The sequence below is a fragment of the Halorussus vallis genome (assembly GCF_024138165.1).
Classification (GTDB): domain Archaea; phylum Halobacteriota; class Halobacteria; order Halobacteriales; family Haladaptataceae; genus Halorussus; species Halorussus vallis.
The window spans coordinates 434,904-455,658 of sequence record NZ_CP100000.1 but is presented as its reverse complement, the minus strand read 5'-3'; the positions used below and the strand labels follow the sequence as shown (position 1 = coordinate 455,658).

At 62.8% G+C, this 20,755-nt stretch carries 22 protein-coding genes and 2 tRNA genes; 8 read left to right on the top strand and 16 right to left on the bottom strand.

Annotated elements, in window-relative coordinates:
* Positions 1-83 precede the first annotated feature (83 nt).
* Positions 84-740 carry a hypothetical protein gene (locus NGM07_RS02440; RefSeq protein ID WP_253516392.1) on the bottom strand — a complete coding sequence of 219 codons (657 nt, stop codon included), beginning with the start codon at positions 738-740 and terminating at the stop codon, positions 84-86.
* Between the two features lie 436 nt (positions 741-1,176).
* On the opposite strand from NGM07_RS02440, the gene NGM07_RS02435 reads away from it, so the two are divergent.
* Positions 1,177-1,980 carry an alpha/beta fold hydrolase gene (locus NGM07_RS02435; protein ID WP_253516378.1) on the top strand — a complete coding sequence of 268 codons (804 nt, stop codon included), beginning with the start codon at positions 1,177-1,179 and terminating at the stop codon, positions 1,978-1,980.
* A 210-nt stretch (positions 1,981-2,190) separates the two neighbouring features.
* Here the strand turns inward: NGM07_RS02435 and NGM07_RS02430 are convergent, their stop codons facing one another.
* The gene (locus NGM07_RS02430) at positions 2,191-2,541 is read right to left on the bottom strand and encodes a HalOD1 output domain-containing protein (protein WP_253516372.1); all 351 of its coding nucleotides are present in this window, start codon (positions 2,539-2,541) and stop codon (positions 2,191-2,193) included.
* A 73-nt stretch (positions 2,542-2,614) separates the two neighbouring features.
* The gene (locus NGM07_RS25430; protein ID WP_368410225.1) at positions 2,615-2,758 is read right to left on the bottom strand and encodes a hypothetical protein; all 144 of its coding nucleotides are present in this window, start codon (positions 2,756-2,758) and stop codon (positions 2,615-2,617) included.
* Here NGM07_RS25430 and NGM07_RS02425 point away from each other — a divergent pair.
* Positions 2,723-2,938, top strand: a complete 216-nt coding sequence (locus NGM07_RS02425) for a hypothetical protein (protein ID WP_253516369.1) — start codon at positions 2,723-2,725, stop codon at positions 2,936-2,938. The two genes, NGM07_RS25430 and NGM07_RS02425, sit on opposite strands and share 36 nt — an antisense overlap.
* 234 nt (positions 2,939-3,172) lie before the next feature.
* On the opposite strand, the gene NGM07_RS02420 is transcribed toward NGM07_RS02425, so the two are convergent.
* Together NGM07_RS02420 and NGM07_RS02415 are read right to left on the bottom strand one after the other, a co-directional pair.
* Positions 3,173-5,344, bottom strand: coding sequence for a PAS domain-containing protein (locus tag NGM07_RS02420; RefSeq protein ID WP_253516367.1), 2,172 nt, complete (start codon positions 5,342-5,344; stop codon positions 3,173-3,175).
* A gap of 56 nt (positions 5,345-5,400) precedes the next feature.
* On the bottom strand, positions 5,401-5,733 hold the full coding sequence (locus NGM07_RS02415) for a DUF5789 family protein (protein WP_253516364.1): 333 nt from the start codon (positions 5,731-5,733) through the stop codon (positions 5,401-5,403).
* Positions 5,734-5,982: 249 nt separating this feature from the next.
* Between NGM07_RS02415 and NGM07_RS02410 the strand changes: the two genes are divergently transcribed.
* The gene (locus NGM07_RS02410; RefSeq protein WP_253516361.1) at positions 5,983-7,566 is read left to right on the top strand and encodes an aldehyde dehydrogenase family protein; all 1,584 of its coding nucleotides are present in this window, start codon (positions 5,983-5,985) and stop codon (positions 7,564-7,566) included.
* A 168-nt stretch (positions 7,567-7,734) separates the two neighbouring features.
* Here NGM07_RS02410 and NGM07_RS02405 read toward each other — a convergent pair whose 3' ends face one another.
* Positions 7,735-8,166, bottom strand: coding sequence for a PH domain-containing protein (locus NGM07_RS02405; RefSeq protein WP_253516359.1), 432 nt, complete (start codon positions 8,164-8,166; stop codon positions 7,735-7,737).
* Positions 8,167-8,411: 245 nt separating this feature from the next.
* On the bottom strand, positions 8,412-8,924 hold the full coding sequence (locus NGM07_RS25595; RefSeq protein ID WP_497007267.1) for a hypothetical protein: 513 nt from the start codon (positions 8,922-8,924) through the stop codon (positions 8,412-8,414).
* Between the two features lie 656 nt (positions 8,925-9,580).
* Here NGM07_RS25595 and NGM07_RS02400 point away from each other — a divergent pair.
* Positions 9,581-10,144 (top strand): dihydrofolate reductase family protein, encoded by a 564-nt coding sequence (locus NGM07_RS02400; protein WP_253516356.1) that lies wholly within the window; start codon positions 9,581-9,583, stop codon positions 10,142-10,144.
* A gap of 98 nt (positions 10,145-10,242) precedes the next feature.
* Here the strand turns inward: NGM07_RS02400 and NGM07_RS02395 are convergent.
* The 4 genes from NGM07_RS02395 to NGM07_RS02380 form a co-directional block, all read right to left on the bottom strand.
* A tRNA-Trp gene (locus NGM07_RS02395) sits at positions 10,243-10,422 on the bottom strand.
* Positions 10,423-10,466: 44 nt separating this feature from the next.
* A complete protein-coding gene (locus NGM07_RS02390; RefSeq protein ID WP_253516354.1) occupies positions 10,467-10,694 on the bottom strand; it encodes a DUF5795 family protein in 228 nt (75 codons plus the stop codon).
* A 126-nt stretch (positions 10,695-10,820) separates the two neighbouring features.
* A complete protein-coding gene (locus NGM07_RS02385; RefSeq protein ID WP_253516352.1) occupies positions 10,821-11,816 on the bottom strand; it encodes a DUF5794 domain-containing protein in 996 nt (331 codons plus the stop codon).
* A gap of 6 nt (positions 11,817-11,822) precedes the next feature.
* Complete coding sequence (locus NGM07_RS02380; RefSeq protein ID WP_253516349.1) at positions 11,823-12,056, bottom strand: DUF8099 family protein; 234 nt, start codon at positions 12,054-12,056, stop codon at positions 11,823-11,825.
* Positions 12,057-12,397: 341 nt separating this feature from the next.
* On the opposite strand from NGM07_RS02380, the gene guaB reads away from it, so the two are divergent.
* The 3 genes from guaB to NGM07_RS02365 all read left to right on the top strand — a co-directional run bounded on the left by guaB (position 12,398) and on the right by NGM07_RS02365 (position 14,997).
* Positions 12,398-13,933, top strand: coding sequence for an IMP dehydrogenase (gene guaB / locus NGM07_RS02375; protein ID WP_253516346.1), 1,536 nt, complete (start codon positions 12,398-12,400; stop codon positions 13,931-13,933).
* 79 nt (positions 13,934-14,012) lie between these two features.
* Complete coding sequence (locus tag NGM07_RS02370; RefSeq protein ID WP_253516344.1) at positions 14,013-14,477, top strand: GNAT family N-acetyltransferase; 465 nt, start codon at positions 14,013-14,015, stop codon at positions 14,475-14,477.
* Between the two features lie 58 nt (positions 14,478-14,535).
* Positions 14,536-14,997 (top strand): AAA family ATPase, encoded by a 462-nt coding sequence (locus tag NGM07_RS02365; protein ID WP_253516341.1) that lies wholly within the window; start codon positions 14,536-14,538, stop codon positions 14,995-14,997.
* Positions 14,998-15,326: 329 nt separating this feature from the next.
* Here the strand turns inward: NGM07_RS02365 and NGM07_RS02360 are convergent.
* Positions 15,327-15,400: transfer RNA gene (locus NGM07_RS02360), tRNA-Lys, on the bottom strand.
* 258 nt (positions 15,401-15,658) lie between these two features.
* On the opposite strand from NGM07_RS02360, the gene NGM07_RS02355 reads away from it, so the two are divergent.
* Positions 15,659-17,110: a DHH family phosphoesterase gene (locus NGM07_RS02355; protein WP_253516338.1), complete on the top strand. Its 1,452-nt coding sequence runs from the start codon at positions 15,659-15,661 to the stop codon at positions 17,108-17,110.
* Positions 17,111-17,146: 36 nt separating this feature from the next.
* On the opposite strand, the gene NGM07_RS02350 is transcribed toward NGM07_RS02355, so the two are convergent.
* The 4 genes from NGM07_RS02350 to NGM07_RS02335 all read right to left on the bottom strand — a co-directional run bounded on the left by NGM07_RS02350 (position 17,147) and on the right by NGM07_RS02335 (position 20,718).
* Positions 17,147-17,443 carry a PRC-barrel domain-containing protein gene (locus NGM07_RS02350; RefSeq protein WP_253516335.1) on the bottom strand — a complete coding sequence of 99 codons (297 nt, stop codon included), beginning with the start codon at positions 17,441-17,443 and terminating at the stop codon, positions 17,147-17,149.
* 134 nt (positions 17,444-17,577) lie between these two features.
* Entirely contained in the window at positions 17,578-18,240 is a 663-nt protein-coding gene (locus tag NGM07_RS02345) for a helix-turn-helix domain-containing protein (RefSeq protein ID WP_253516332.1), read from the bottom strand.
* 180 nt (positions 18,241-18,420) lie between these two features.
* Positions 18,421-19,080, bottom strand: a complete 660-nt coding sequence (locus NGM07_RS02340) for a helix-turn-helix domain-containing protein (protein ID WP_253516330.1) — start codon at positions 19,078-19,080, stop codon at positions 18,421-18,423.
* Positions 19,081-19,416: 336 nt separating this feature from the next.
* A complete protein-coding gene (locus NGM07_RS02335) occupies positions 19,417-20,718 on the bottom strand; it encodes a pyridoxal phosphate-dependent aminotransferase (protein ID WP_253516328.1) in 1,302 nt (433 codons plus the stop codon).
* Positions 20,719-20,755 lie beyond the last annotated feature (37 nt).

Genomic DNA, 20,755 nt, shown 5'->3' with positions numbered 1-20,755 from the left:
CCCTCCGCGGCGGAAGTGAAAGCGCGCGATTCCCACCACCGTCCCGGCTTCGAACTCGACGCGTCGCCGTCGTCGGTCCGGCCTCACTCGGGTTCGGTGACGGGGATATCGACCGACTCCTCGGAATCTGTGTCTCGGGCGTCTCTCCGGATGCCGGGTACCGTCTCACGGACGTCGGGCATCGTTCCTCGAAGGTCCGACGTCGTCTCTCGGAGGTCCGGGACCGTCTCCCGAAGGTCCGACGTCGCCCCTCTGAGGCCCGACGTTGTCTCCCGAAGCCCCGATGTCGTTTCCCAAAGACCAGGCATCGTCCCCCGGACGTCGGACACGTTTTCCGCGAGCGACTCGAACGCGTCGAGGTCCACCTCGTCGGTGAGTCGGTGCCGGCGGTCCACCGCGCGGTATCGCCGGTAGAACGCCGCGAAGGTGCGGGCTTCCTCCTCGGTCCCCTCGAACGCTTCGGTAATCGCGTCGACGTCCCCCTTCAGGTGGCGGGTCAACGGGTGGTCCTCGCCGTAGCGCTCTCGCGAGCGCTCGTAGAGGAACTGCCCCACCGTGATGCCGCCTTTGTTGGCGTAGGTGACGATGGTTTCCTGGTTCTCGTAGACGACCTGGCCCGCGAACAGCGCCGCGCCAAGGTAGTTGGTCGAGATGCCGAGTTTCGTCGCGACGGGTTTCAGGACCGCGGTCGGGACGCTACCGTGCTCCAGCAACCACGAGAGGGCGGCTTCTTTGGTCATGTGGGAAGGTGGGTCCGGAACAGGGTGATTGTTGTGGCGAGGAGGTAATGCAGGTTAAGTTAGCGAGTGTTGGCAGAGTGGGTGTCGTCGGGCGGAGACGAGACGATGAGGGTTGTTTCGACTGATTCCCCTCGTCGGGTCGGGTGTCTTGAAAACCCGTGAATCGTCGTACATGGTGCGATACCGCTCCGGCCATCCACGACCGAGACGGCGATTGGCGAGGTAGGACGCACCGCTTACGTAGCATGCAATCCGAATTACGTCGACTTGGTCGGGCATCAGTCACACTTCACCTGACCGGTAGACGAACAGACAGGACCCTGGCCGTTCACGCTACTCAGGGGTGTTCAACCGCACTTGACGAGTAATAACCGGTACTCCGAATCACCGCAGCAAATAACTATTTATAACAGTCTCAATTTTGAGCGTGGTCAACATGACCCGAATAGAAGTCGAACAGGGGGTCGAGCTGTTCGTTCAGGACTGGGGATCGGGGACACCGATCGTGTTTATTCACGGATGGCCACTAAGCCATCGGATGTTCGAATATCAGTACATCCAACTCCCGAGAGACGATATCAGGTGTATCGGTGTCGACCTCCGTGGCTACGGGCAGTCGAGTAAACCGTGGAGTGAATACGACTTCGATATGTTCGCTGACGACCTCAAAGCGGTTCTCGACGAACTCGATGTCGAGAACGTTACGCTCGCGGGCTTTTCGATGGGTGGGGGAGTCGTCACCCACTATATGAGCCGCCACAACGAAGAACACGTGGCAAAATTGGCGCTTCTCGGTGCCGCGAGCCCCGTTTTGGCCAAGAAACCCGACTTTCCGGAAGGCGCCGATGAAGCCGCGTTCATGGACCTTGCCAGGGGATGCTACGAGGACCGGGCGAAGGTAAGTAGTGACTTCGCCGATTCGATGTTTCACTCCGCACCGAGTCCAGAGCTGAAAGATTGGTTCCAGAACATGAGCATGGAATCGTCGCCGCAAGCCATGGCCGATTCGATCGAAGCGGTCGGCGAGATGGATCTCCGTTCCGACCTCGCGGACATCTCTGTGCCGACGCTCATCTGTCACGGTGTCCACGATCAGGCCTGTCCGTTCGAGCTGACGGCAGAGAAGCTCCACGACGGAATCGAAGACACGGAACTCGTTCGCTTCGAGGAGAGTGGACATGCACTCTTCTACGAGGAAAAGGAGAAACTCAACCAGGAACTGGCCGATTTTAGCAAATAATCCCAAATAAGCGGAATTTGAAGGTGAAGACTACGAACGGGTAGTCACACAAGCAACACTCGAAGATGGAAGCAGTGCTGATGCGCTTATCTATATTCTACAAAACGAGTACGATTACGGTATCTGCCTCTTGCACGGGCCGGTGATGTTCTTCTATACCGTATTCTCCTCTAACCCCCGGACACTCCACACCGCCACGACGCTCCCCTCTCATTCTGTCGCGCTTGCGGCTGACGGATGCTCGTGCACTCGTATGGTATTGGGGCAGGTGACTACGATTTCATATCCCGCAAACGGGAACGAGATTTCCAAATTTTGGCCGGATGAGGTCAGAATGAGGTTGTTGAGAGCGACCGGTTCCACTGCGTCGAAAAGAGGCGGAAGCGAATCACCCACACTGTCGGTAATTGTCGAGTCGTCCTCCAACTGAGCCGAATTGCTGTTTGCCTTCTCTACTGCATTGAGAACCCCATCGACCACCGTCTCACCTTTGCTAATGTGATATTCGAGATTGACGTTCTCGGTGCCGATCGCTCCGTCAGTAGGAGACTCTTCGCACATTCTCACTCATCCCTTCGCGTAGTACGAGGTTGCCGCTTACCATTCATTATGGAACACGTTTATAAACTACCGCCTACTCGTCAACGTCGTCCGAGGGTACGTGGTAAGCGATAGTGCTTTCGAGAAGATTTCGGGTACCGTATCGAAGGCGATCAGCGAACGCTGGACGTGAACTATCGAGTTGGTTGACGAGTTCTTCGAGGCTCTTCTTGCGCAACTCGTCGTAGTATCCCTCGTGGCTGTCGTCGTGATGGGGGACGACAGTCCGGCCGATTTCACTGGACGAGCACTTCTAGTTGATGAGACGAAAGTTCCCTCTCGGTACGACAGACGATGTGCGGGGTTCACACCTCTGGTGGGTGCGATAGCCGAAATGACTGCATCGGAGACGGTCTAGGTCACAGAATCGAACTTTACTGCTTCTGATCGCCAGATGCAACGCCTAGTAGTTGCAATGCCTGGCGGACGTGGTAGTCTTTTTCGTTAGAATCGCAGTTCTCTAGTGCTCGGTACAGATGTTGAACAGCGCCTTGGTCGGCTTTGTTCGCTTCTCGCATGGCATCCCCCATACCTCGCTCAGGGAACCATCAATACTTAGGTCTAGCGTGATTCCCCATTGCTCCGACAGTCCTCAGTTACTGGGTGCGGCCTGGTCTACGTTCGTGAACTCCACCCGTGCACCCCCGGTTGAGCTTTCGGTCACCGTATACTCCCACTCGTACACTTCGGCTAACTCCTTTACGTACGCCAATCCCAATCCAGTGCCGCCTTGGTCGGCGGCAGTCGTGTAGCCTGCTTCGAATACGCCGTCTCGTTCTCCCGCTGGGATTCCGTGGCCATCGTCGGCCACGAAGAACCCGGTCGGGAGACCGCCGACCGTAATCGTGACGTCGCTACCACCGTGCTCCACAGCATTCTCGAAGAGATTCCGGAACAGGTGCTGGACGTACGTCTTGTCGGCCTGAGTCGTGTAATCAAATTCGATGTTCAGCGTCGCCTCCGGCGCTTCGACTTTATCCCACGCTTCGCGTGCGGCGTCCGCAAGGTGAATTGGGGTTCTCTCGCCAATCGCCTCGCGGCCTTGGGTCAACACCAACAAGACATCGATCATATCCTCGATGCGGTCGAACGCCTCCGTGACGTACTCGACCGCATCTGACTCCGTCTCGTCGGGCAATTGCTGGCTGTAGATCTGACCGATGGTGACGGGATTGCGCAGTTCGTGCGCGAGCATACTGGCGAAACTGTCGAGGCGGTCGTTGCGCTCCTGGAGTTCCCGCTCACGCTCTTTTTGTTCGGTGATGTCCTGGGCTGCCCCGCGGAACGACACGACGTCACCGTCGACGGTTTCAGGAACGCCTTGGAGCCGCAGCCATCGTATCCCGCTGTGATCCGTATGAATCCGCACCTCGATGTCGAACGAGTCGCCGGAGGCGAGTGCGTCCTCGACGGCGGCCTCGACGATTGGCTGGTCCTCTTCGTGGTACATGTTGAGGGCCTCGTCCAGCGGCGGTTCCTCGTCAGCGTCCACCTCCAGGAGTTCGAAGATGTGGTCGGTCCAGAACACGTCCTGGGTATCCACGTCGATTTCCCAGCCGCCGACGTCCGCGATTCGCTCAGTCCGTTCGAGCAGGTCGAGTGCCCGTTCGAGCTCGCGCTCGCTCTCCTTCCGCTTGGTGACGTCCTGGGACATCCCCAAGGCAGCGAAGACGTTGCCGTCATCGTCCCGGACCGGCACGATGTGGAACTCGAAGGTGCGGTCGTCGTACTCGGCCTCGAACGAGTTGGACTCGCCCTCCATGGCGGCTTCGTAGCGCGGGACGAGTTCGTCGGCCAACTTCGGTGGTAGCGCCTCTCGAACCGGACGATTCTCGATGGCCTCGACAGTGACGTCGGCAACGTCGAGGGGGTTGCCCCCGACAGTCCGGTAGTGGAGGTCCTCGTCGACCAGGGCGACCGCGCCGTTCGGAAAGTGCTCGACGAGTGCCCGGTACCGGCGCTCGGACTGCTCGAGTTCGCGCTCGCGCTCGACGAGGTTGGTTACGTCCCTTAAGTAGACCGACAGGCCCGACTCGGAGGGGTAGGCGTGGACCTCGTACCACGCGTCGAGCGTCTCGTCGTAGACCTCGAAGAAGGTCGGTTCCTGCGTCTCCATAGCGGTCCGATAATTCTCGGAGAACGCAGTGTCGGCCTCGTCGTCGAACACCTCCCAGAAACTCTCTTCGACGAGATCCATATCCTGGGCGTCGATTAGCTCCTTCGCGCGTTCGCTGACATACGTAAATTTCCACTGGTTGTCGAGTGCGTAGAATCCTTCCGAAATCCGACCGAACACCTTGTCGAGTTCGGCTTCTAGGCGTTTGTCGATCTCATCGAGTGATTCATCGACTGTGACGGAACTGGGCGCGGGAGCGTCGTCGGTATCGGCTTGCTCGTAAGCAGAGCTACGGTCGGGGGGCCGCCACCACACGCGGCTCCGAGCGCCGACCGTCTTACTTTCGATGTCACCACGCTCGGCCAGTTCGTCGAGTTTGTTGAGGGCGGCACGACGCGTACATCCGAGCTCCTCTCCGACTTCGCTGGCGGTTACCGGGTCGCAGACCTTCCCCACTCGCTCACAGGCGGCGAGTACTTCGTCGAGAGTGATGCCCCCAGAACTCATTGCCCCTTCTCCGTACCTGAGTAGGAAAAGCATTTCCTTCGTGGGAACCTGCTGAATACCATCGCGGTACGTCGGGTCAGTACGCCCCACAGTCACACGAGAGAGCTTGGTATCCGCCGGGCTGTATACAGAGTAATACACGTCTCAAATTCAGGGATGTCCCGATTAGCGAGACGGGGGTGATTGGGCCGCGTTCACTAGCGGTGTATCAGTCCCAGTATCCGACTTCGAACGTCATCGGCAGAGTCGAACGTTTGGTTCTCAGTCGAAGCAAGTACTTCTTCGAGGGATTCCGTCCCTCGCTGAGTTTCGATCTCGTAGTCGCCGTAGGCCTCGACCAATTCGTTCGTCGTGGTTGGATACTCCTGTGCTTCGAGCGCTTCATCGAGGTCACCGAGCTGGCCACTAGGGTCGCCAAGCTTCGCTTGGTCTTCATGGGCGCGGTCACGTACTTCCTCCTGCTCCCGCTCTGGCTGGCGTCCCTCTTCGTCATCCGCGTTCTCATCTCGGCCCTGTTTGTCATCTGGCATCCTTCTCAGTAGGCGACCGATACGGATAACGGTGTGGTCACTCCTCGGTGTGACCTCCTCGAAGCACCTCGAGTGGTATTCGGTTAAGCTCACTCACCCCGTCAATAGCCGATTCGGAGCGTCAGATAACACCTATACTGAGGCTCAAACACGCAAGTTCCGACTTCGAGCGGGAATATGGTGGGCAAACGTGGAATCCACCAGTATAGTGAGACGAACATATAAACACGCCAAGGGCCTTATAGGCCCGTGCACCCCGAAGAGTTCGAGAACGAACTGACGCTTCTCACCTATCAACAGAACGGAGACGAGGACGAGTTCCACGAGGCCTACGAGACAGCGGTGGAGTCCGTGAAGGCTGATCTGGGAGCGTACCACGGGCTACACATCGACGGCAGTAACGTCGATACAGACGACCGATTCGAAGTGACGAGTCCGGGGGACTTCGACCTCGAGATCGGCGAGTTCGCCGCGGGCGGCGAATCGGAGGTCAACGCCGCGGTGAGCGCCGCCAAGGCGGCGTTCCCCGAGTGGGAGCGTCGCGATGTCGACGCGCGCACCGAGGTGTTCCGGACCGCCGCCGACCGCATGCGTGACCGTAAGTTCGAGTTGGCGGCGACGATGTCCCTCGAAAACGGGAAGAATCGGACCGAAGCGATGGCCGACGTCGACGAGGCTATCGACTTCCTCCGGTTCTATAGCCGGGAACTGGAGCGCTCCGACGGCTATCGGTTCGATACCGGCCAACCGACGCCGCACCAGCACACCACGAACCTGCTACGCCCGTACGGCGTCTTTGCGGTCGTCGCTCCATTCAACTTCCCGTTGGCCATCCTCGTCGGAATGACTACCGGTGCGATGGTCACCGGAAACACCATCGTCGCCAAACCCGCGAGCGCGACGCCGTTGATCGCTCACAAGTACGTCGACATTCTCACCGACGCGGGGATTCCCGACGGGGTGTGCAACTTGGTCACGGGAGGCGGTCGGGAGGTCGGCCAACCCCTCACCGAACACGAGGACGTCGCGGGTGTGGCGTTCACGGGATCGCGCGAAGTCGGCCTCGATATCGAGCGGACGTTCCGGGAGCGGGGCAAGCGCGGGCCCGTCATCGCCGAACTCGGGGGGAAGAATCCGGTCATCGTCAGCGACGAGGCCGACCTCGACGGTGCGGTCGAAGGGGTCACGAAGGGCGCGTTCTCGTTCAGCGGCCAGAAGTGTTCGGCGACCTCTCGCGTGTACGTCTACGAGGACATCTTCGACGAGTTCACCGATCGACTGGTGGACGCGACCGAGCAGTTGGGGATCGGTCGCAGTGAGAAACTCGAAACCGTCGTCAATCCCGTCATCGACGACGGTGCGCTCGAACGATATCGGCGAATCACCGAACAGGCACGGACCGACGGGACGGTCCGGACGGGCGGGTCCGTCGTCGACGACGATGACCTGCCTGAGGGGCGATACGTCGAACCCACCGTCGTTACCGACATCCCCCACGAGCACGACCTCGCTCGAGAGGAGCACTTCCTCCCGTTCGTGACCGTTCATCCCGTGTCTGGCTTGCGGGAGGGCATCGAGAAGTCCAACGACAGCGATTACGGCCTCTGTGCGGGCATCTTTTCGGAGGACGACGAGGAGGTCGAGCGCTGGTTCGACGAGGTCGAGTCCGGAATGTGTTACGCCAACCGAACCCAGAGCGCAACCACGGGAGCGCTCGTGCAGGCCCAGCCCTTCGGCGGCTGGAAGTTCTCCGGGACGACCGGCAAGTTTGCCGGCGGCTACTGGTACCTCCAGCAGTTCATGCGTGAGCAGAGCAGGACTCGCGTTGAATAGCCGCTATCGACCGTCGGGGTGGGGTCGCGATCAGGAGAGTTCCGTGTACCATCTCTTCCCTGGACGCTCCACACCGTCACGACGCTCCCCAACCAAAGCAGATAGATCGCCGGATGCTAGTTACACTCGGTGCTTCGCCGAGTCGATCTTCCGCTGGGCGGGCAGGTATCAGAGAACCTCCTCGATGTCGGTCCCCTTCGAGATTTCCACTTTGAGGTTCGATCCGCCAGAGACGTGTAACTCGAGAACCTGTGGTCGCTGGAAGAGTGCGACGAGAATGATGAGGATACCGATGAGAATCGGTATCGTGATAACTCCGAGCACCAACGCTTGAAAGTCGATTTGTCGGCCGTACTCGACTGACGTGATGTTATCGAGGGGGACTTCTCGGAAGCCGAAGCCGCCCGCCATCTTGTCGTACTTGATGAGCCGGTCGTCCGTAACGTACCAGTGGCTCTCTCCATATCCGAGCAGGGATTTCAACCACGGTATTAGCCCAGTAGGGCGGTGTTTGAAGGAGTACGCGATCTCCTCACCCTTCATCAGGTAGTCGCTGATTTCATTGCCTGCCGTGCTCATCATTTTCTCAGCTGTTGCCATCAGTTCGTAGTCACATCAACACTGTTTATAATGTATGGTCACATTTATTTTTCACTCTTGTTCTCCAACTGTCTCTTCACCCGACGGCTTGATTAGAATTCCACCTCGCTCGCCCAGCTCGTGTTCAAGGCAAAGACGTGTGGAAACCCGCCGGCCAGCCCGAGCCAGAACAGTACGTTCACGACCGGCCACAGTGACGCATCACGGTCGCTCGTGCTCCGAAGGAGGCCTACGACCGCGATGGGCTAATGACAGGAATACGTTGCGCTGGTACCACCTTCTGAACTAGGTCGCGTCCTGACTCGAAGACCAACTAAGGGAGAGTCGTCACAGTTCGCACTTATCCAAGAGATGATTTCGTTTTCTTCCTTTTGAACGACGACCACCACAGCAAAGTTCTGAGGGAACTCTTTGATGGTACTTTGAGTTTCATTCCCTGGTTCGAGAGTGTGGGTAGATGTGAGCTTGGCTGAGTCAGGTAATTGAACTCCTGTGAAGGTATGATAATCACCGGACTCGTGGCCGCTTAGCCCTTGACTGATTTTGGCTGATGTCTCCAGACCATCACTTCTCCGGACCGTAATCTGCGCAGGTAATTCCACGACGGATATTTCAAACGTGTAGGAGACATTATCGGAATTGTTTACAAGTACTCTTACCGGTGTTTCTTGACCAGATCCTCCATTCAACGAGGGAACTGTACAACCTGCTAGAGCTAGAAAAATAACAAAACCGAGGATTGGAAGTAAACGATTCATCTTAGCACACCGCGATCGAAATCTTGACCGGTTTTCCTCTCATTGCTTCACTCATTATATTGGGTTAACAATGGAACTAGGGAATAGTAGCTCCGAAAGATTATTCTTGACGGTCAGTACCGAGAGTGTAGAACCGTTTTGGAGGAACTGCACGAGAGGATGAGGGCCATACCCTGACCTGAAGAAGTTCCGGTATCTGAAGGAACCTCCCTGGTCAAACGGAGCACCCCTCCGTGGATTATCATGTGAACATTCCAGGCCTCGCTACGACCCCCACGATGTGCGACAACGTATTCGTCCCTCCCCCGAACGGCGGAAACGCCAACAGACTCTGGACACCCCACACCGCCAGCACGCTCCCCAACCACAGCAGACAGATTGCCACCGGCCGCCCGCGAAGCCAGCCACTAGCTCGCAGTCCCTCTCCGAGTCCGTAGGTCGCCTCGACGCGCCGAAGCCACCACGCCGCAGCGACCACCGGCAGTAACACAAACGGGACCGCCCAGAGGCTTGTCGTGTAGGCGAAGACGCGCCAGAGCACGCCGCCCAGTCCGAACTAGAATAGCGCGCTCACGACCGGCCAAAGCGGCACCTCACGGCAACGCTGGTGAAAATCACTATACCGCTAGAACGCTTCCTGAGTAGCGGTCGAACAGATGAAGACCCAATACTACACAGCGACGACCATCAACGGGTATCTCGCAGACGAGGACAACTCGCTCGACTGGCTCTTCCAGTTCGGAGACATCGAGGGCGTGCAGGACGACTACCCGCAGTTCATCGACCAAGTAGGTGCATTGGCGATGGGCTCGACGACCTACGAGTGGATACTCGAGCACGAGGACCTTCTAGAGAATCCGGAAGAGTGGCCGTACGACGTTCCGGCGTGGGTGTTTAGCACTCGGGAGTTACCGGTGGTGGCGGGTGCCGACGTTCGCTTCGTGCAGGGGGACGTCGCGCCCGTCCACGCGGACATGGTGGAGGCCGCAGACGGCAAGAACGTCTGGCTCGTCGGTGGTGGCGACCTCGTCGGACAATTCCACGACCGAGAACTGCTTGACGAACTCATTCTCAGCGTCGCTCCCGTCACGCTCGCCTCGGGCGCGCCATTACTGCCGCGCACGATTACCTCCCCGCCGCTGAAGCTGACCGACGTGAAAAAACAGGGAGACGTCTTTGCTGTTCTTACCTACGAGGTACAGCGGTCGGGCGAGGAGTAGCGAGTCCAGTCTAAGACGTAGTATCGAGACACGGGCTGGTCCGGCGCTTTGGAAGTGGCTCGGCCTATTATTCGTCGCATTGCGTCGCGAAAAGGTAGTGGGGTCGGAGGGATTTGAACCCCCGATCGACTGATATCTCCGGTGTTGCGCCTCGGAACTCCAGAGGGTCGTCGTCGCGATCCGATGATCAGTCGGTTCGCTCGGTATATCAGCTGGAGTCTCGTCCCGGGCGCGTGGCCTCTGGAGTCAGTCGCCATCCCTGGCTTGGCCACGACCCCGCAGGTTTCCGTTGGTCCAACCGCCCTAAAGGGATTTCGATTCGCTACGACTCGTCGGACTCGGCCCAGTCGCACTCCTGGCACTTCCAACCGGTCACGAACGAGGTGACGCTGGGCATGTAGCCGACCTCCAGGACGTCGCCGCCGCACTCGGGGCACTCGCGGTCTGCGTCCTCGATGGCTTCGGCTTCCATCACGTCCTCGCCCTCGATGAGTTCGGCGAGCGCCTTCGGCGTGACCATCCGACCCTGCACGACGCGGGTATCGCTCATAGGCCGACGAAAGCGCCCCGGACGGGTAAGTATTCCCGTCTCCGAAAGCCTGCGCTCGCATCGCTGTCGACTGGGATTCCGCAGAAGAACTGGGCCGCCGAAGTCCGCGGTCGGGCTACCGACCGGTCACAGCCACGGTTCGCGCTCGTCGGTCGACTCCTCGCCGGGGTAGCCGTACCCCGGCGAATCCGACTCGTCGCCGGCGCCGTCGGTGGCCATCGTCCGGGCCTTCGCGGCCTTGCGCTTGGCCAGTCGTCCGACGGACGTTCCGTCCGCGCCCGCATCTCCGGCGTCTGCGCGGGCACTCACGTCCTCGGCCGACGGGTCGACCGTCGAGTCGGCGGCCGCGGTCGCGGCCGCCTCGGACGCGTTGTCGTCGTCCGTCTCGGCGAGGTCCGCATCGGCGGAGCCGGGGTCGAACGCCAGTAGGGCGGTCACGACCAGCACGGCCAGCGGAGCGTGGCCCGGCATCGGGAACACCACCGTCAGCGCCAGCAGGCCCAGCGCGACGGAGCTACCGAACCGGAAGCGGTCGATGTCGACGACGCCCCGGAGGTGCGGGCCGGCCATCGCGACGGCCAGCGCGAACGCGACGCCCGAGCCGGCGGCCGCGGCCGCACGCCACACGAGTTCGTAATCGACGGTCCCGATGTGGAAGCCTGCGGGCTGGAGGCAGGCGACGAAGCCCAGGCCGACGATGACCGCAGGCCGGGGGAGTATCTCCCCGATGCGCGAACTGGCGGTCTTGGCGGCGATGGCTGCGATGACCAGTGCGGCGAAGCGCTTGAACTTCGGGTCGAGTGCGCTCTCGATGGTCGGCGCGAGCCACGCCTCGACGCTGGCCAGTGCGACTAGGCCGACGCCGACCAGCAGCACCGACGTAATCTGCTCCCGGCGACTGCCGTCCATCTCGGCGAGGATGACCGCCACGGTGGCGCTCCCGCCGAAGACCAGCAGGCCGACCTGGACCATGCCGACGGTCGAGTCGAGCGCGCCCGCCAACACGAGCGCGGGGAAGATACCGTCGACCAGCGGAAGGCCCATGACGGTGGCCAGCAACTTCGTCGCGCCGCCTACCTGTCGCTCCAGACTGAGTGCGACCGGGTGTTCGGAGCTACTCATGGCGCACTAGCTGGCGCGGCCGTACCCTGCGGCCGAACGGTGATGATAGTCGCGGTACCTACGGTGGTGGAGGCCGTCGTCGCAGCGGCCGCCGCAGAATCCGAGATTCCACCGTCGTCCCACGGAAATATTCTCTACCAGTGTGAGCGTTCCGCCCGTAAAGAGCGGTTTGAAGAAGCTGCCGGAGTCGGCGCTCGGCTGACCGGCAATGCGTACAGCGAAGGGACTGGTAGAGTCCATACTCGTTTGGAATGCCGTTTCGAGTATAAACGTTGCGTGAGAGAGAACCTCAATCGACAGCGTATCCGTTTACGTACTTCAATCAGAACTGGAAATCCTCAGATTCGGCGGCGGAAATCTGGGAATCCTCGAAGGGAAATTCCGGCGTCGTTCGACCGGTGCCCGTCCGATGTCCGACCGGCGTCCGGCCGCGTTCGACCGATGCTCGACCCGGGACCGGCCGACACGCGACCGCGCTCGACTATCGGGGTGATGCACGCCCGTGCACATCCTGGCTGCCATCGTCCGTCAAACGGGCAGTATCTCGCAACGTTTTTGAGAGGTCGGTGCGTGCGGCTTATATGGAGAAGAATTCTCGACCCGACGGGAAGTTCACGGACAAGCTCCGCGTCCCCGAGGCGCTCACGTTCGACGACGTGCTGTTGCGCCCGAAGGAGAGCCGCGTCGAACCCGACGAGGCCGACGTCTCGACCCGGGTTTCGACCAACGTCGAACTGAACGTCCCCGTCCTCTCGGCCGCGATGGACACCGTGACCGAGAGCGGAATGGCCATCGCGATGGCCCGCCACGGCGGCCTGGGCGTCCTCCACCGCAACATGGACGTCGACGTGATGGTCGAGGAGATAGAGCGGGTCAAGCGCGCCGACGAACTCATCATCCGCGACGTGGTCACCGCCAGCCCCGACCAGACGGTCCAGGAGGTCGACGAGATGATGGACCGCGAGGGCGTCTCGGGCGCGCCCGTGGTCGACCCCGTCGACGACGCCTCGGACGAGCGAGACGACGACGAAGTCGTCGGCGGCCGCGTCCTCGGCATCATCTCGGGCACCGACATCCGGCCGTACCTCGAAGTCGGCGAGCGCGACGAGGTCCGGGAGGCCATGACCGACGAGGTCATCACGGCCACCGAGGACGTCACCGCCCGCGAGGCGCTCGAACTGATGTACGAGCACAAGATAGAGCGCGTCCCGGTCGTCGACGACGACGAGCGACTCACTGGCCTGGTCACGATGCAGGGTATCCTCCAGCGCCGCGAGTACGGCAACGCCGCCCGCGACGACGACGGTCGCCTGCGCTGCGGCGTCGCGGTCGGTCCCTTCGAGACCGACCGCGCGGTAGCGGCCGACGAGGCGGGCGCCGACGTGCTGTTCATCGACTGCGCCCACGCCCACAACCTCAACGTCATCGACGGCGCGCGCGAAATCGCGGAGTCGGTCGCGGCCGACGTGGTCGTCGGCAACATCGGTACTCGGGAGGCGGCCGAGGACATCGTCGACTTCGCCGACGGGCTGAAGGTCGGCATCGGTCCGGGTTCCATCTGCACCACGCGAGTCGTCTCCGGGTCGGGCATGCCCCAAATTACGGCCGTCTCGCAGGTCGCCGACGTGGCGGTCGACCACGACGTGCCGGTCATCGCCGACGGGGGCATCCGCTACTCCGGCGACGCCATCAAGGCCATCGCGGCGGGCGCCGACGCGGTGATGCTCGGGTCGTACTTCGCGGGCACCGACGAGGCGCCCGGCCGGGTCATCACCATCGACGGCAAGAAGTACAAGCAGTACCGCGGCATGGGTTCGGTCGGCGCGATGAAATCCGGCGACGGCGACCGCTACCTCAAGGACGAACCCGACGACGAGGAGGAGTACGTCCCCGAGGGCGTCGAGGCGGCCAAGCCCTACACGGGCACGCTCGAAGGTGAACTCCACCAGCTCGTCGGCGGGATGAAATCCGGGATGGGCTACGTCGGCGCGGAGACGATTCCCACGTTCAAGGAGCGCTCGGAGTTCGTGCGCGTCTCGGCGGCCGGTCAGACCGAGGGCCACGCCCACGACGTGATGATCACCGACGAGGCGCCCAACTACAGCCCCGGCGAGTAGGCAGGTAGACGAGTAGCGACGCCCGACTTCCTTCTCTCCTTTCCAAACGTTCAGGTCACTCCGGAGGCAACGACGACCGATGACGCCAGAGGTCCGCCGAGCCGAAACCGACGCCGAGCGCGAGGACGCCCTCCGCGTCCGTCGCGAGGTGTTCGTCGAAGAGCAGGGCGTGCCCGAGGAGCTGGAGGTCGACGGCCGGGACGACGAGGCGATTCACTTCGTCGGGTACGCCGACGACCGTGCCGACGCGTCGGGCGAGGACTCGCGCGTCCCGGTCGCGGCGGGTCGCCTCCGAGCGGTCGACGACGGCGTGGGCAAGGTCGAGCGCATCGCGGTCGTTGAGTCCCGGCGCGGCGAAGGCTGGGGCCGAGCGACGATGGACGAACTCGAAGCCACGGCCGAAGCGCGGGGGTTCTCGACGCTCGTGATGCACGCCCAGACGCCCGTCGAGGGGTTCTACCGAGAACTCGGCTACGAGACGACGAGCGACGTCTTCGAGGAGGCCGGAATCCCCCACGTCGAGATGGAGAAGTCGCTGTCGTGAACGTCCGCCGAGAAGTGCCCGCCGGCCCTCGCGGGTCGACGCTGACTCGCCCGACCCCGTGAAACTCCTGCTCTGTGGCCCGCCCGGCGCGGGCAAGACTACCGTCGCCGAGCGACTCCGCGAGGGCCTCGCGGCGGCCGGGTACGACTTCCGACTGCTCCACTCCGACGACTACTCGCGGAACACGTACGACCGCCTGTACGACGAGGTCGCCGGAGACGACGCCGACCCGGACGCCGACTGGATTCTCGACGGTACTTTCTACCGACGCGAGTGGCAAGAACGGTTTCACGCGCTCCCGGACACCCACCTCGTCTTCGTGACTGCCTCGCTGGAGACGTGCCTGGCGCGCAACCACCGCCGCGACGACCCGATATCCGAGACGGGCGTCCGGGTAGTCCACGCCGAGTTCGACGTTCCGCACAATCCCGACCTCGTCCTCGACACCGACCGGCTTTCGGCGGATGAGGCGGCCGACGCCCTGGTTCGGTACGTTTCGACTTGGGGCCAGGAAACTTAAACGATGGCCGATTTCAGCCGAATCGTTTCGTCGGTGGACGCGGTAGACGGTAGCGGCGCGAGAGCGCCGATTCAGCCAGCTACCACCGCCGATTCCGCGAGGGCGTGTGCGTTCGTTTCGCCACTGGGCCTCCGGGTTTGTGCAGGACTGCACCCACCGGTTCGGTGGGGCAGTATCTCTTCTTCGGATTCGCGATTTCCGCCGAGACGAACGTTCGAGAGCGTGGCGGCTCTCGGTTTCGCTAGTCAGAATCGCTCACGAGTCGGTATTCGAGTCGAATCGACGAGCGACGCGACGCGTCGCTCGTCGATTAATTCGTCGCAGAAGTACGGGCCGGGCGCGATTTGAACACGCGACCGTCTGATTAAGAGTCAGACGCTCTGCCTAACTGAGCTACCGGCCCAACGCATTCTCAACTTGCCGGGTGTGACGTAAATACGTTTCCGTTTCGTCGGACTGTTACCCCTTTCGATTCCCGGCGAAACCGAGAGACTGCGACGTTGCGACGACCTCTCCGCGCGGCGGAACTGCGACGCATCCGACCCCGTCGGTTTCGACAGCCTCGACGCGGTCGGAAAGTTGGGAGACGGCGGGCGAATCGCCGGGAACGGCGAAACGCTCCGGGAGTGTTAAGTGTGGTCCCAAGCTACGCCTGAGTATCATGAGCGCCGGGATTACCATCTCCTCGATGTCCGACTACGCTATCTTGGGTTGCGGGAGCGTCGGGCACGCGGTCGCCGAGGAACTGGTCGAGCAGGGCAAGGACGTTCTCATCATCGACCGCGACGAGGACCGCGTCGAGGCCCTGCGCGACCAGGATCTCAACGCCCGGACCGCCGACATCCGCGACGACGCCATCGTCGAGGCCGTCGCCGACAACGAGGTCATCCTCATCCTCTCCTCGGACGTGGAGGCCAACAAGGACGCGGTGCGGAACATCCGCGAGAACGGCGGTGAGCAGTTCATCGTCGTGCGCGCGAGCGACCCCGTTTCCGAGGACGAACTGACCGACCTCGGCGCCGACGTGGTCATCAACCCCTCGACGGTCATCTCCGACTCGGCGCTCCGGGCGCTCGAAACGGGCGAACTGGAGTACAAGGCCCAGCAGCTCGCGGCCGTCATCGAGGAGACCGACGACCGCATCGCCATCGTCACCCACGACAACCCCGACCCCGACTCCATCGCCAGCGCAGTCGCGCTCAAGGCCATCGCCGAGGACCTCGGCGTGGAGGCCGACATCCTCTACATCGGCGACATCGGCCACCAGGAGAACCGCGCGTTCGTCAACCTCCTGGGCATCGAACTGCTCTCGTACGACGAGGCGAACCTGGAGGAGTACGACACCGTGGCGCTGGTCGACCACGCCAAGGCCACCGAAGCTGGCTTCGACGGTCCGGTGGACATCTTCATCGACCACTTCGAACCCGACGAGGAGTACGAGGCCGAGTTCGTCGACGTCCGCCCGAGCGTGAGTTCGACCTCGACCATCCTCACCAAGTACATCCAGGAGTTCGACATCAACGTCGGCGAGGAGGTCGCCACCGCGCTGCTGTACGGCATCCGCGCTGAGACGCTGGACTTCAAGCGCGACACCACCCCCGCCGACCTCACCGCGGCGGCGTTCCTCTACCCGTTCGCCAACCACGACACCCTCGAGCAGGTCGAATCGCCCTCGATGTCGCCCGAGACGCTCGACGTGCTCGCGGAGGCCATCACCAACCGCGAGGTCCAGGGGAGCCACCTCGTGAGCAACGCGGGGTTCATCCGCGACCGCGACGCCCTCACCCAGGCGGCCTCCCACCTGCTCAACCTGGAGGGAATCACCACCACCGCCGTCTTCGGCATCGCCGAGGAGACCATCTACCTCGCGGCCCGCTCGAAGGACATCCGGATGAACATCGGCAAGGTGCTTCAGGACGCCTTCGGCGGCATCGGCGAGGCGGCGGGCCACTCGACGCAGGCCAGCGTCGAGATTCCGCTCGGCATCTTCACCGGCATCGAGACGACCGACGACAACCGCGACACGCTGCTGTCGCTGACCGAGGAAGCCGTCAAGCGAAAGCTGTTCGACGCGATGGGCGTCGAGAGCGGCGAGGGTAGCAACGGAAGTTAGACCCGAGTCGAAACGAGGAAAAGGCGGTTCGAGTTCTCAGACGGCGACTTCTTCGGTTTCGTCCTGTTCGGGGCGCTGGAGGCGTTCGATGATGTCGTTGATGAGTACGACGTCGCCGACGGCGCGGACCCAGCGGTAGGGGAGCATCACGCCGTTGCCCCCGTCGACGACCCCCGAGAACAGTTCGTCGTTCACTTCGCCGAGCGCGATTCCGGTCACGGCGCACGCGTCGACGTTCAGTCGCACGTCTTCTATCTCCCCGACGAAGACGCCGTTGTTGGAGTACACCTCCCGACCGACGAGCGTCGTTATTTCCTGCGGTGTTGCGTCCATGTAGACACCGATTGCGTTGGTGGGTCTTAACTTTTGGCAGACTCGAAAGGAATCCGAACGAATCGTCGCGGTGGCGGTCGCTCGACGAGCGACCGCCACCGCCGCGGCCCGAGTCGACGGCGCGGGCGACCCGCCTACGACCCTCGCCGACTCCCCCGGACGCTCTGTTCGATCAGTGACTTCACCGCCCGCCGGAACAGTTGCGAGGCGGAGTTGGCCGAGACGTTGAGGTGCTCGCCGAGTTCGGCGACCGACGAGTCCCGCGGAATCTCGAGATAGCCGGTGTCGAGGACGGCCACGAGCAGTTCGTGCTGTCGCTCGGTCAGTGCCGACCCGGCGCCGTCGGCCGCCTTCGCGGCCGAGTCAGACGACAGCCGGTGGACGTCGATGTCGAAGTCGCGGGCGCGACAGAAGTCCCGGAAGCGCTCGAACGACTCCCAGTCGGGGAACGTCGTCTGGAACTCCCACCCGTCGGCGGAGATGGTCAACTGGTCGACCAACACCCCCTCGTCGACGAGGACCGGATAGACGCTCTCTCGGGTCCCCGCCGCCGAGAGTTCGATGCGGTAGAGCGACCGGTTGGCGTTCTCCGCCAGTCGCTCGTGGGAGGCGACGCTCTCGTCGGCGTCGAGTCCGCGCTCGAACCGGTCGACGCTCCCGCCGGTGACCCAGACCAGCAGACAGAGCCGGTCGTCCTCGACGACGTCCGAGCGCTCCCAATCGATTCGCGTCTCCGGAGCCGCGGCGAACGCGTCGGCGAGCGTCGGGTGGTCCAGATTGAACTCGATGGAGATCATGTGTCAGTCCAGAGCAGTCGTATCGTTCGGCGTCGCGGCCTCGGGACCCTCGGTGGGCGGGTAGTGGGAGGGCGGGCCGATTCGCTACCTACTTGGTCGCGTTCCGGGAGGAAACTCGAAGGGGTTGTATCTACAAGCCTTTTATGTCGGAGCTGTCGGCGAGACGAAAATTCGAGCGCGTTACTCCGACCGGGCGAGTCGCGGGAGCAGCACGTTGGTCAACACCTTCTCGTTGCCCCGCCGGAGCCGGTCGGAGAACGCCTGCTGGGAGATGCCCATCTCGTCGGCCAGTTCCTCCATCGCCACCTCCCGCGGCGTCGAGAAGTACCCACGCCGGAGGCCGAGGACGAGCGCCTCGCGCTGCTCGGGCGTCAGGTCGAACACTCGGCTGCGAAAGCTCTCCTCGGTCAGCGTGTACACGCGGTCGACGTGAATCGTGATATCGTGGTCGGTGCAGTAGTTGTAGAAGTCGGCGACGTGTTCGTGGTCAAGGAACCGCAACTGGAAGTTCCACTGCCCGTTCCCGGCGGCCTCCAGAATCGTCCCCTCGCACCGCACGATTCCCTCGACGAGGTCCTCGTACTCGCCGGTCCACTCGACCCGGTAGAGGACCTCGTCGCCGATTCGGTCGAGCGGCGTGAGGTTCTCGATGTACGCGCTCTCCCTCACGTCGGCTTCGAGTCGTTCGGCGTCTGCGCCGCGAATCCAGAGGAACGGCATGACCGAGTTCGGCGTGGGAACCACGCGCTCGAGTTCGACGAGCATCCCCTCCTGGGTCCCGAGCGCACGACCGAGCGCGAACGCGTCGGGGGCCACGGTCAACTCTACGACTACGCTCATACGGGTGGCTCCGACCCGAACGATATAACTCCCCACCCGTATATATCAAGTATTATAGGTAGAATTACGGACGGTTCCCCCGACGCAAACGCGAGTGCAAGTACGACGAGACGCTCTCGCCGAGCGTTCGGCGCTGTTTCGCGAGAAGTCCAGTTTGGGGCAGTGGTTCGGGATGCCAGCCCGGGATGACAGTCACTGCCACACCATCGAAACGTACGCCGACGAGATTCAAAAATCTATCTTTGCGAGCGAATATTTCGAATTCCCCGGTGCCCGAGAGGTTCTCCGTCCCGCACACTATCACCGACGCGGCGGAAGGCCTTCCGCCGCGTCGGCCTACGCCGAGAGATCGTCGAGCGCCGACCCGAGGCGGTCGAGTCCCTCCCGCATCTCCTCGGGGTCGCCGCAGACGCCGACGCGGAAGCGGTCGTCGTCGTCGAAGAACCGACCGGGGACGACCAGCACTTCGCGCTCCCACGCGGCTTCGACCACGTCGTCGCCGGACGCGCCGGTGTCGGCCGCGGCTTCGGTCGGTTCCGCCGCGCTCGCCGACCCGCCGTCGCTCGCGGTCCCTCCGTCCCTCGAAGCGCTCCCCTCGGTCCGAGACGCTTCCGTGGACCGGGGTCGTTCCTCGGCCGGCGGTTCGTCGCCGTCGGACGAGTCAACGTGCGCGAGGAAGCCGAAAGGACAGCCGGCCTCGACGGTCCCCGCGAGGTCGTCGCGCTCGTCGACGAACGACGCCAGGAGTCGCCGGTTCGTCCGGACGCGCTCGCGCGACTCGGCGCCGAGGTCGGCGGCGGCCGCGAGCGCCCGCCGCGCCAGTCGACGACTCGGTTCCGAGACGGCCGGGACGTGGTGGGCGACCCTGCGGGCGTCCGCGACGAACGTCTCGTCGGCGACCAGCCAGCCGATACGGACGCCGCCGAACCCGAGGAACTTCGTCAGCGAGTTCGTGACGACCGTGTTCGGGAGTCCGACCGCGGTCGGTCCGCCGAACGGACCGGTTCGTTCCTCCGTGCCGAGCGACTCGTCGGCCGGTTCGGCCCCGAAGGAGGCGTACACCTCGTCGACGAGCAGCGACGCGCCCGCCGTGGCGACCGACCCGGCCACGTCGGCGAGCGTCTCGCGACCGACCCGCCGGCCCGACGGGTTGTGCCGGTTCGTCACCGTCACCAGCGCGTGGTCGTCGGTGACCGCGCCGTCGACGCGGTCGACGTCGAGCGCGTAATCGTCGGCCGGTTTACGGAGGAAACGGTCGACCTTCGCGCCGAGGCCGGCCGGCGACGCCCGCAGCGGTTCGTAGCCCGGCTTCTCGACCAGCACGCGCGGGCGAGACGGCCCGTCGTCGCCGTCGGCGTCCGAGGACTCCTCCGCGCGGAGCGCGGCCGCCGCCGCGAGGAAGTTCGCGTGGGTCGCGCCCGCGGTCACGAGGACGTTCTCCGCGTCGACGCCGTACGCCTCGGCGACCAGCGTTTCGACCGTCTCCTCGGGAGCTGGGTCGGGCACCGACGCCAGTGCGGGAGGTGCCAACGCGCCCGCCTCCGGCGGCGCGCGCCGGAGGTCGCTCGAACCGAGGTCGAACTCCGCCGCCTCGGGCCGACCCGCTATCCAGTCGAGGTACTCGATGTCGGGAAACACGTTCGGGTGTAGGGAGGGCGAGGGATTAACGTTCGGG

What these genes read in the sequence shown, in the direction of transcription:
- NGM07_RS02440 (WP_253516392.1), bottom strand. Translation starts at nt 740, where the DNA reads ATGACCAAAGAAGCCGCCCTCTCGTGGTTGCTGGAGCACGGTAGCGTC.
- NGM07_RS02435 (WP_253516378.1), top strand. Translation starts at nt 1,177, where the DNA reads ATGACCCGAATAGAAGTCGAACAGGGGGTCGAGCTGTTCGTTCAGGAC.
- NGM07_RS02430 (WP_253516372.1), bottom strand. Translation starts at nt 2,541, where the DNA reads ATGTGCGAAGAGTCTCCTACTGACGGAGCGATCGGCACCGAGAACGTC.
- NGM07_RS02415 (WP_253516364.1), bottom strand. Translation starts at nt 5,733, where the DNA reads ATGCCAGATGACAAACAGGGCCGAGATGAGAACGCGGATGACGAAGAG.
- NGM07_RS02405 (WP_253516359.1), bottom strand. Translation starts at nt 8,166, where the DNA reads ATGGCAACAGCTGAGAAAATGATGAGCACGGCAGGCAATGAAATCAGC.
- NGM07_RS25595 (WP_497007267.1), bottom strand. Translation starts at nt 8,924, where the DNA reads ATGAATCGTTTACTTCCAATCCTCGGTTTTGTTATTTTTCTAGCTCTA.
- NGM07_RS02400 (WP_253516356.1), top strand. Translation starts at nt 9,581, where the DNA reads ATGAAGACCCAATACTACACAGCGACGACCATCAACGGGTATCTCGCA.
- NGM07_RS02390 (WP_253516354.1), bottom strand. Translation starts at nt 10,694, where the DNA reads ATGAGCGATACCCGCGTCGTGCAGGGTCGGATGGTCACGCCGAAGGCG.
- NGM07_RS02385 (WP_253516352.1), bottom strand. Translation starts at nt 11,816, where the DNA reads ATGAGTAGCTCCGAACACCCGGTCGCACTCAGTCTGGAGCGACAGGTA.
- NGM07_RS02380 (WP_253516349.1), bottom strand. Translation starts at nt 12,056, where the DNA reads ATGGACTCTACCAGTCCCTTCGCTGTACGCATTGCCGGTCAGCCGAGC.
- guaB (WP_253516346.1), top strand. Translation starts at nt 12,398, where the DNA reads ATGGAGAAGAATTCTCGACCCGACGGGAAGTTCACGGACAAGCTCCGC.
- NGM07_RS02370 (WP_253516344.1), top strand. Translation starts at nt 14,013, where the DNA reads ATGACGCCAGAGGTCCGCCGAGCCGAAACCGACGCCGAGCGCGAGGAC.
- NGM07_RS02355 (WP_253516338.1), top strand. Translation starts at nt 15,659, where the DNA reads ATGAGCGCCGGGATTACCATCTCCTCGATGTCCGACTACGCTATCTTG.
- NGM07_RS02350 (WP_253516335.1), bottom strand. Translation starts at nt 17,443, where the DNA reads ATGGACGCAACACCGCAGGAAATAACGACGCTCGTCGGTCGGGAGGTG.
- NGM07_RS02345 (WP_253516332.1), bottom strand. Translation starts at nt 18,240, where the DNA reads ATGATCTCCATCGAGTTCAATCTGGACCACCCGACGCTCGCCGACGCG.
- NGM07_RS02340 (WP_253516330.1), bottom strand. Translation starts at nt 19,080, where the DNA reads ATGAGCGTAGTCGTAGAGTTGACCGTGGCCCCCGACGCGTTCGCGCTC.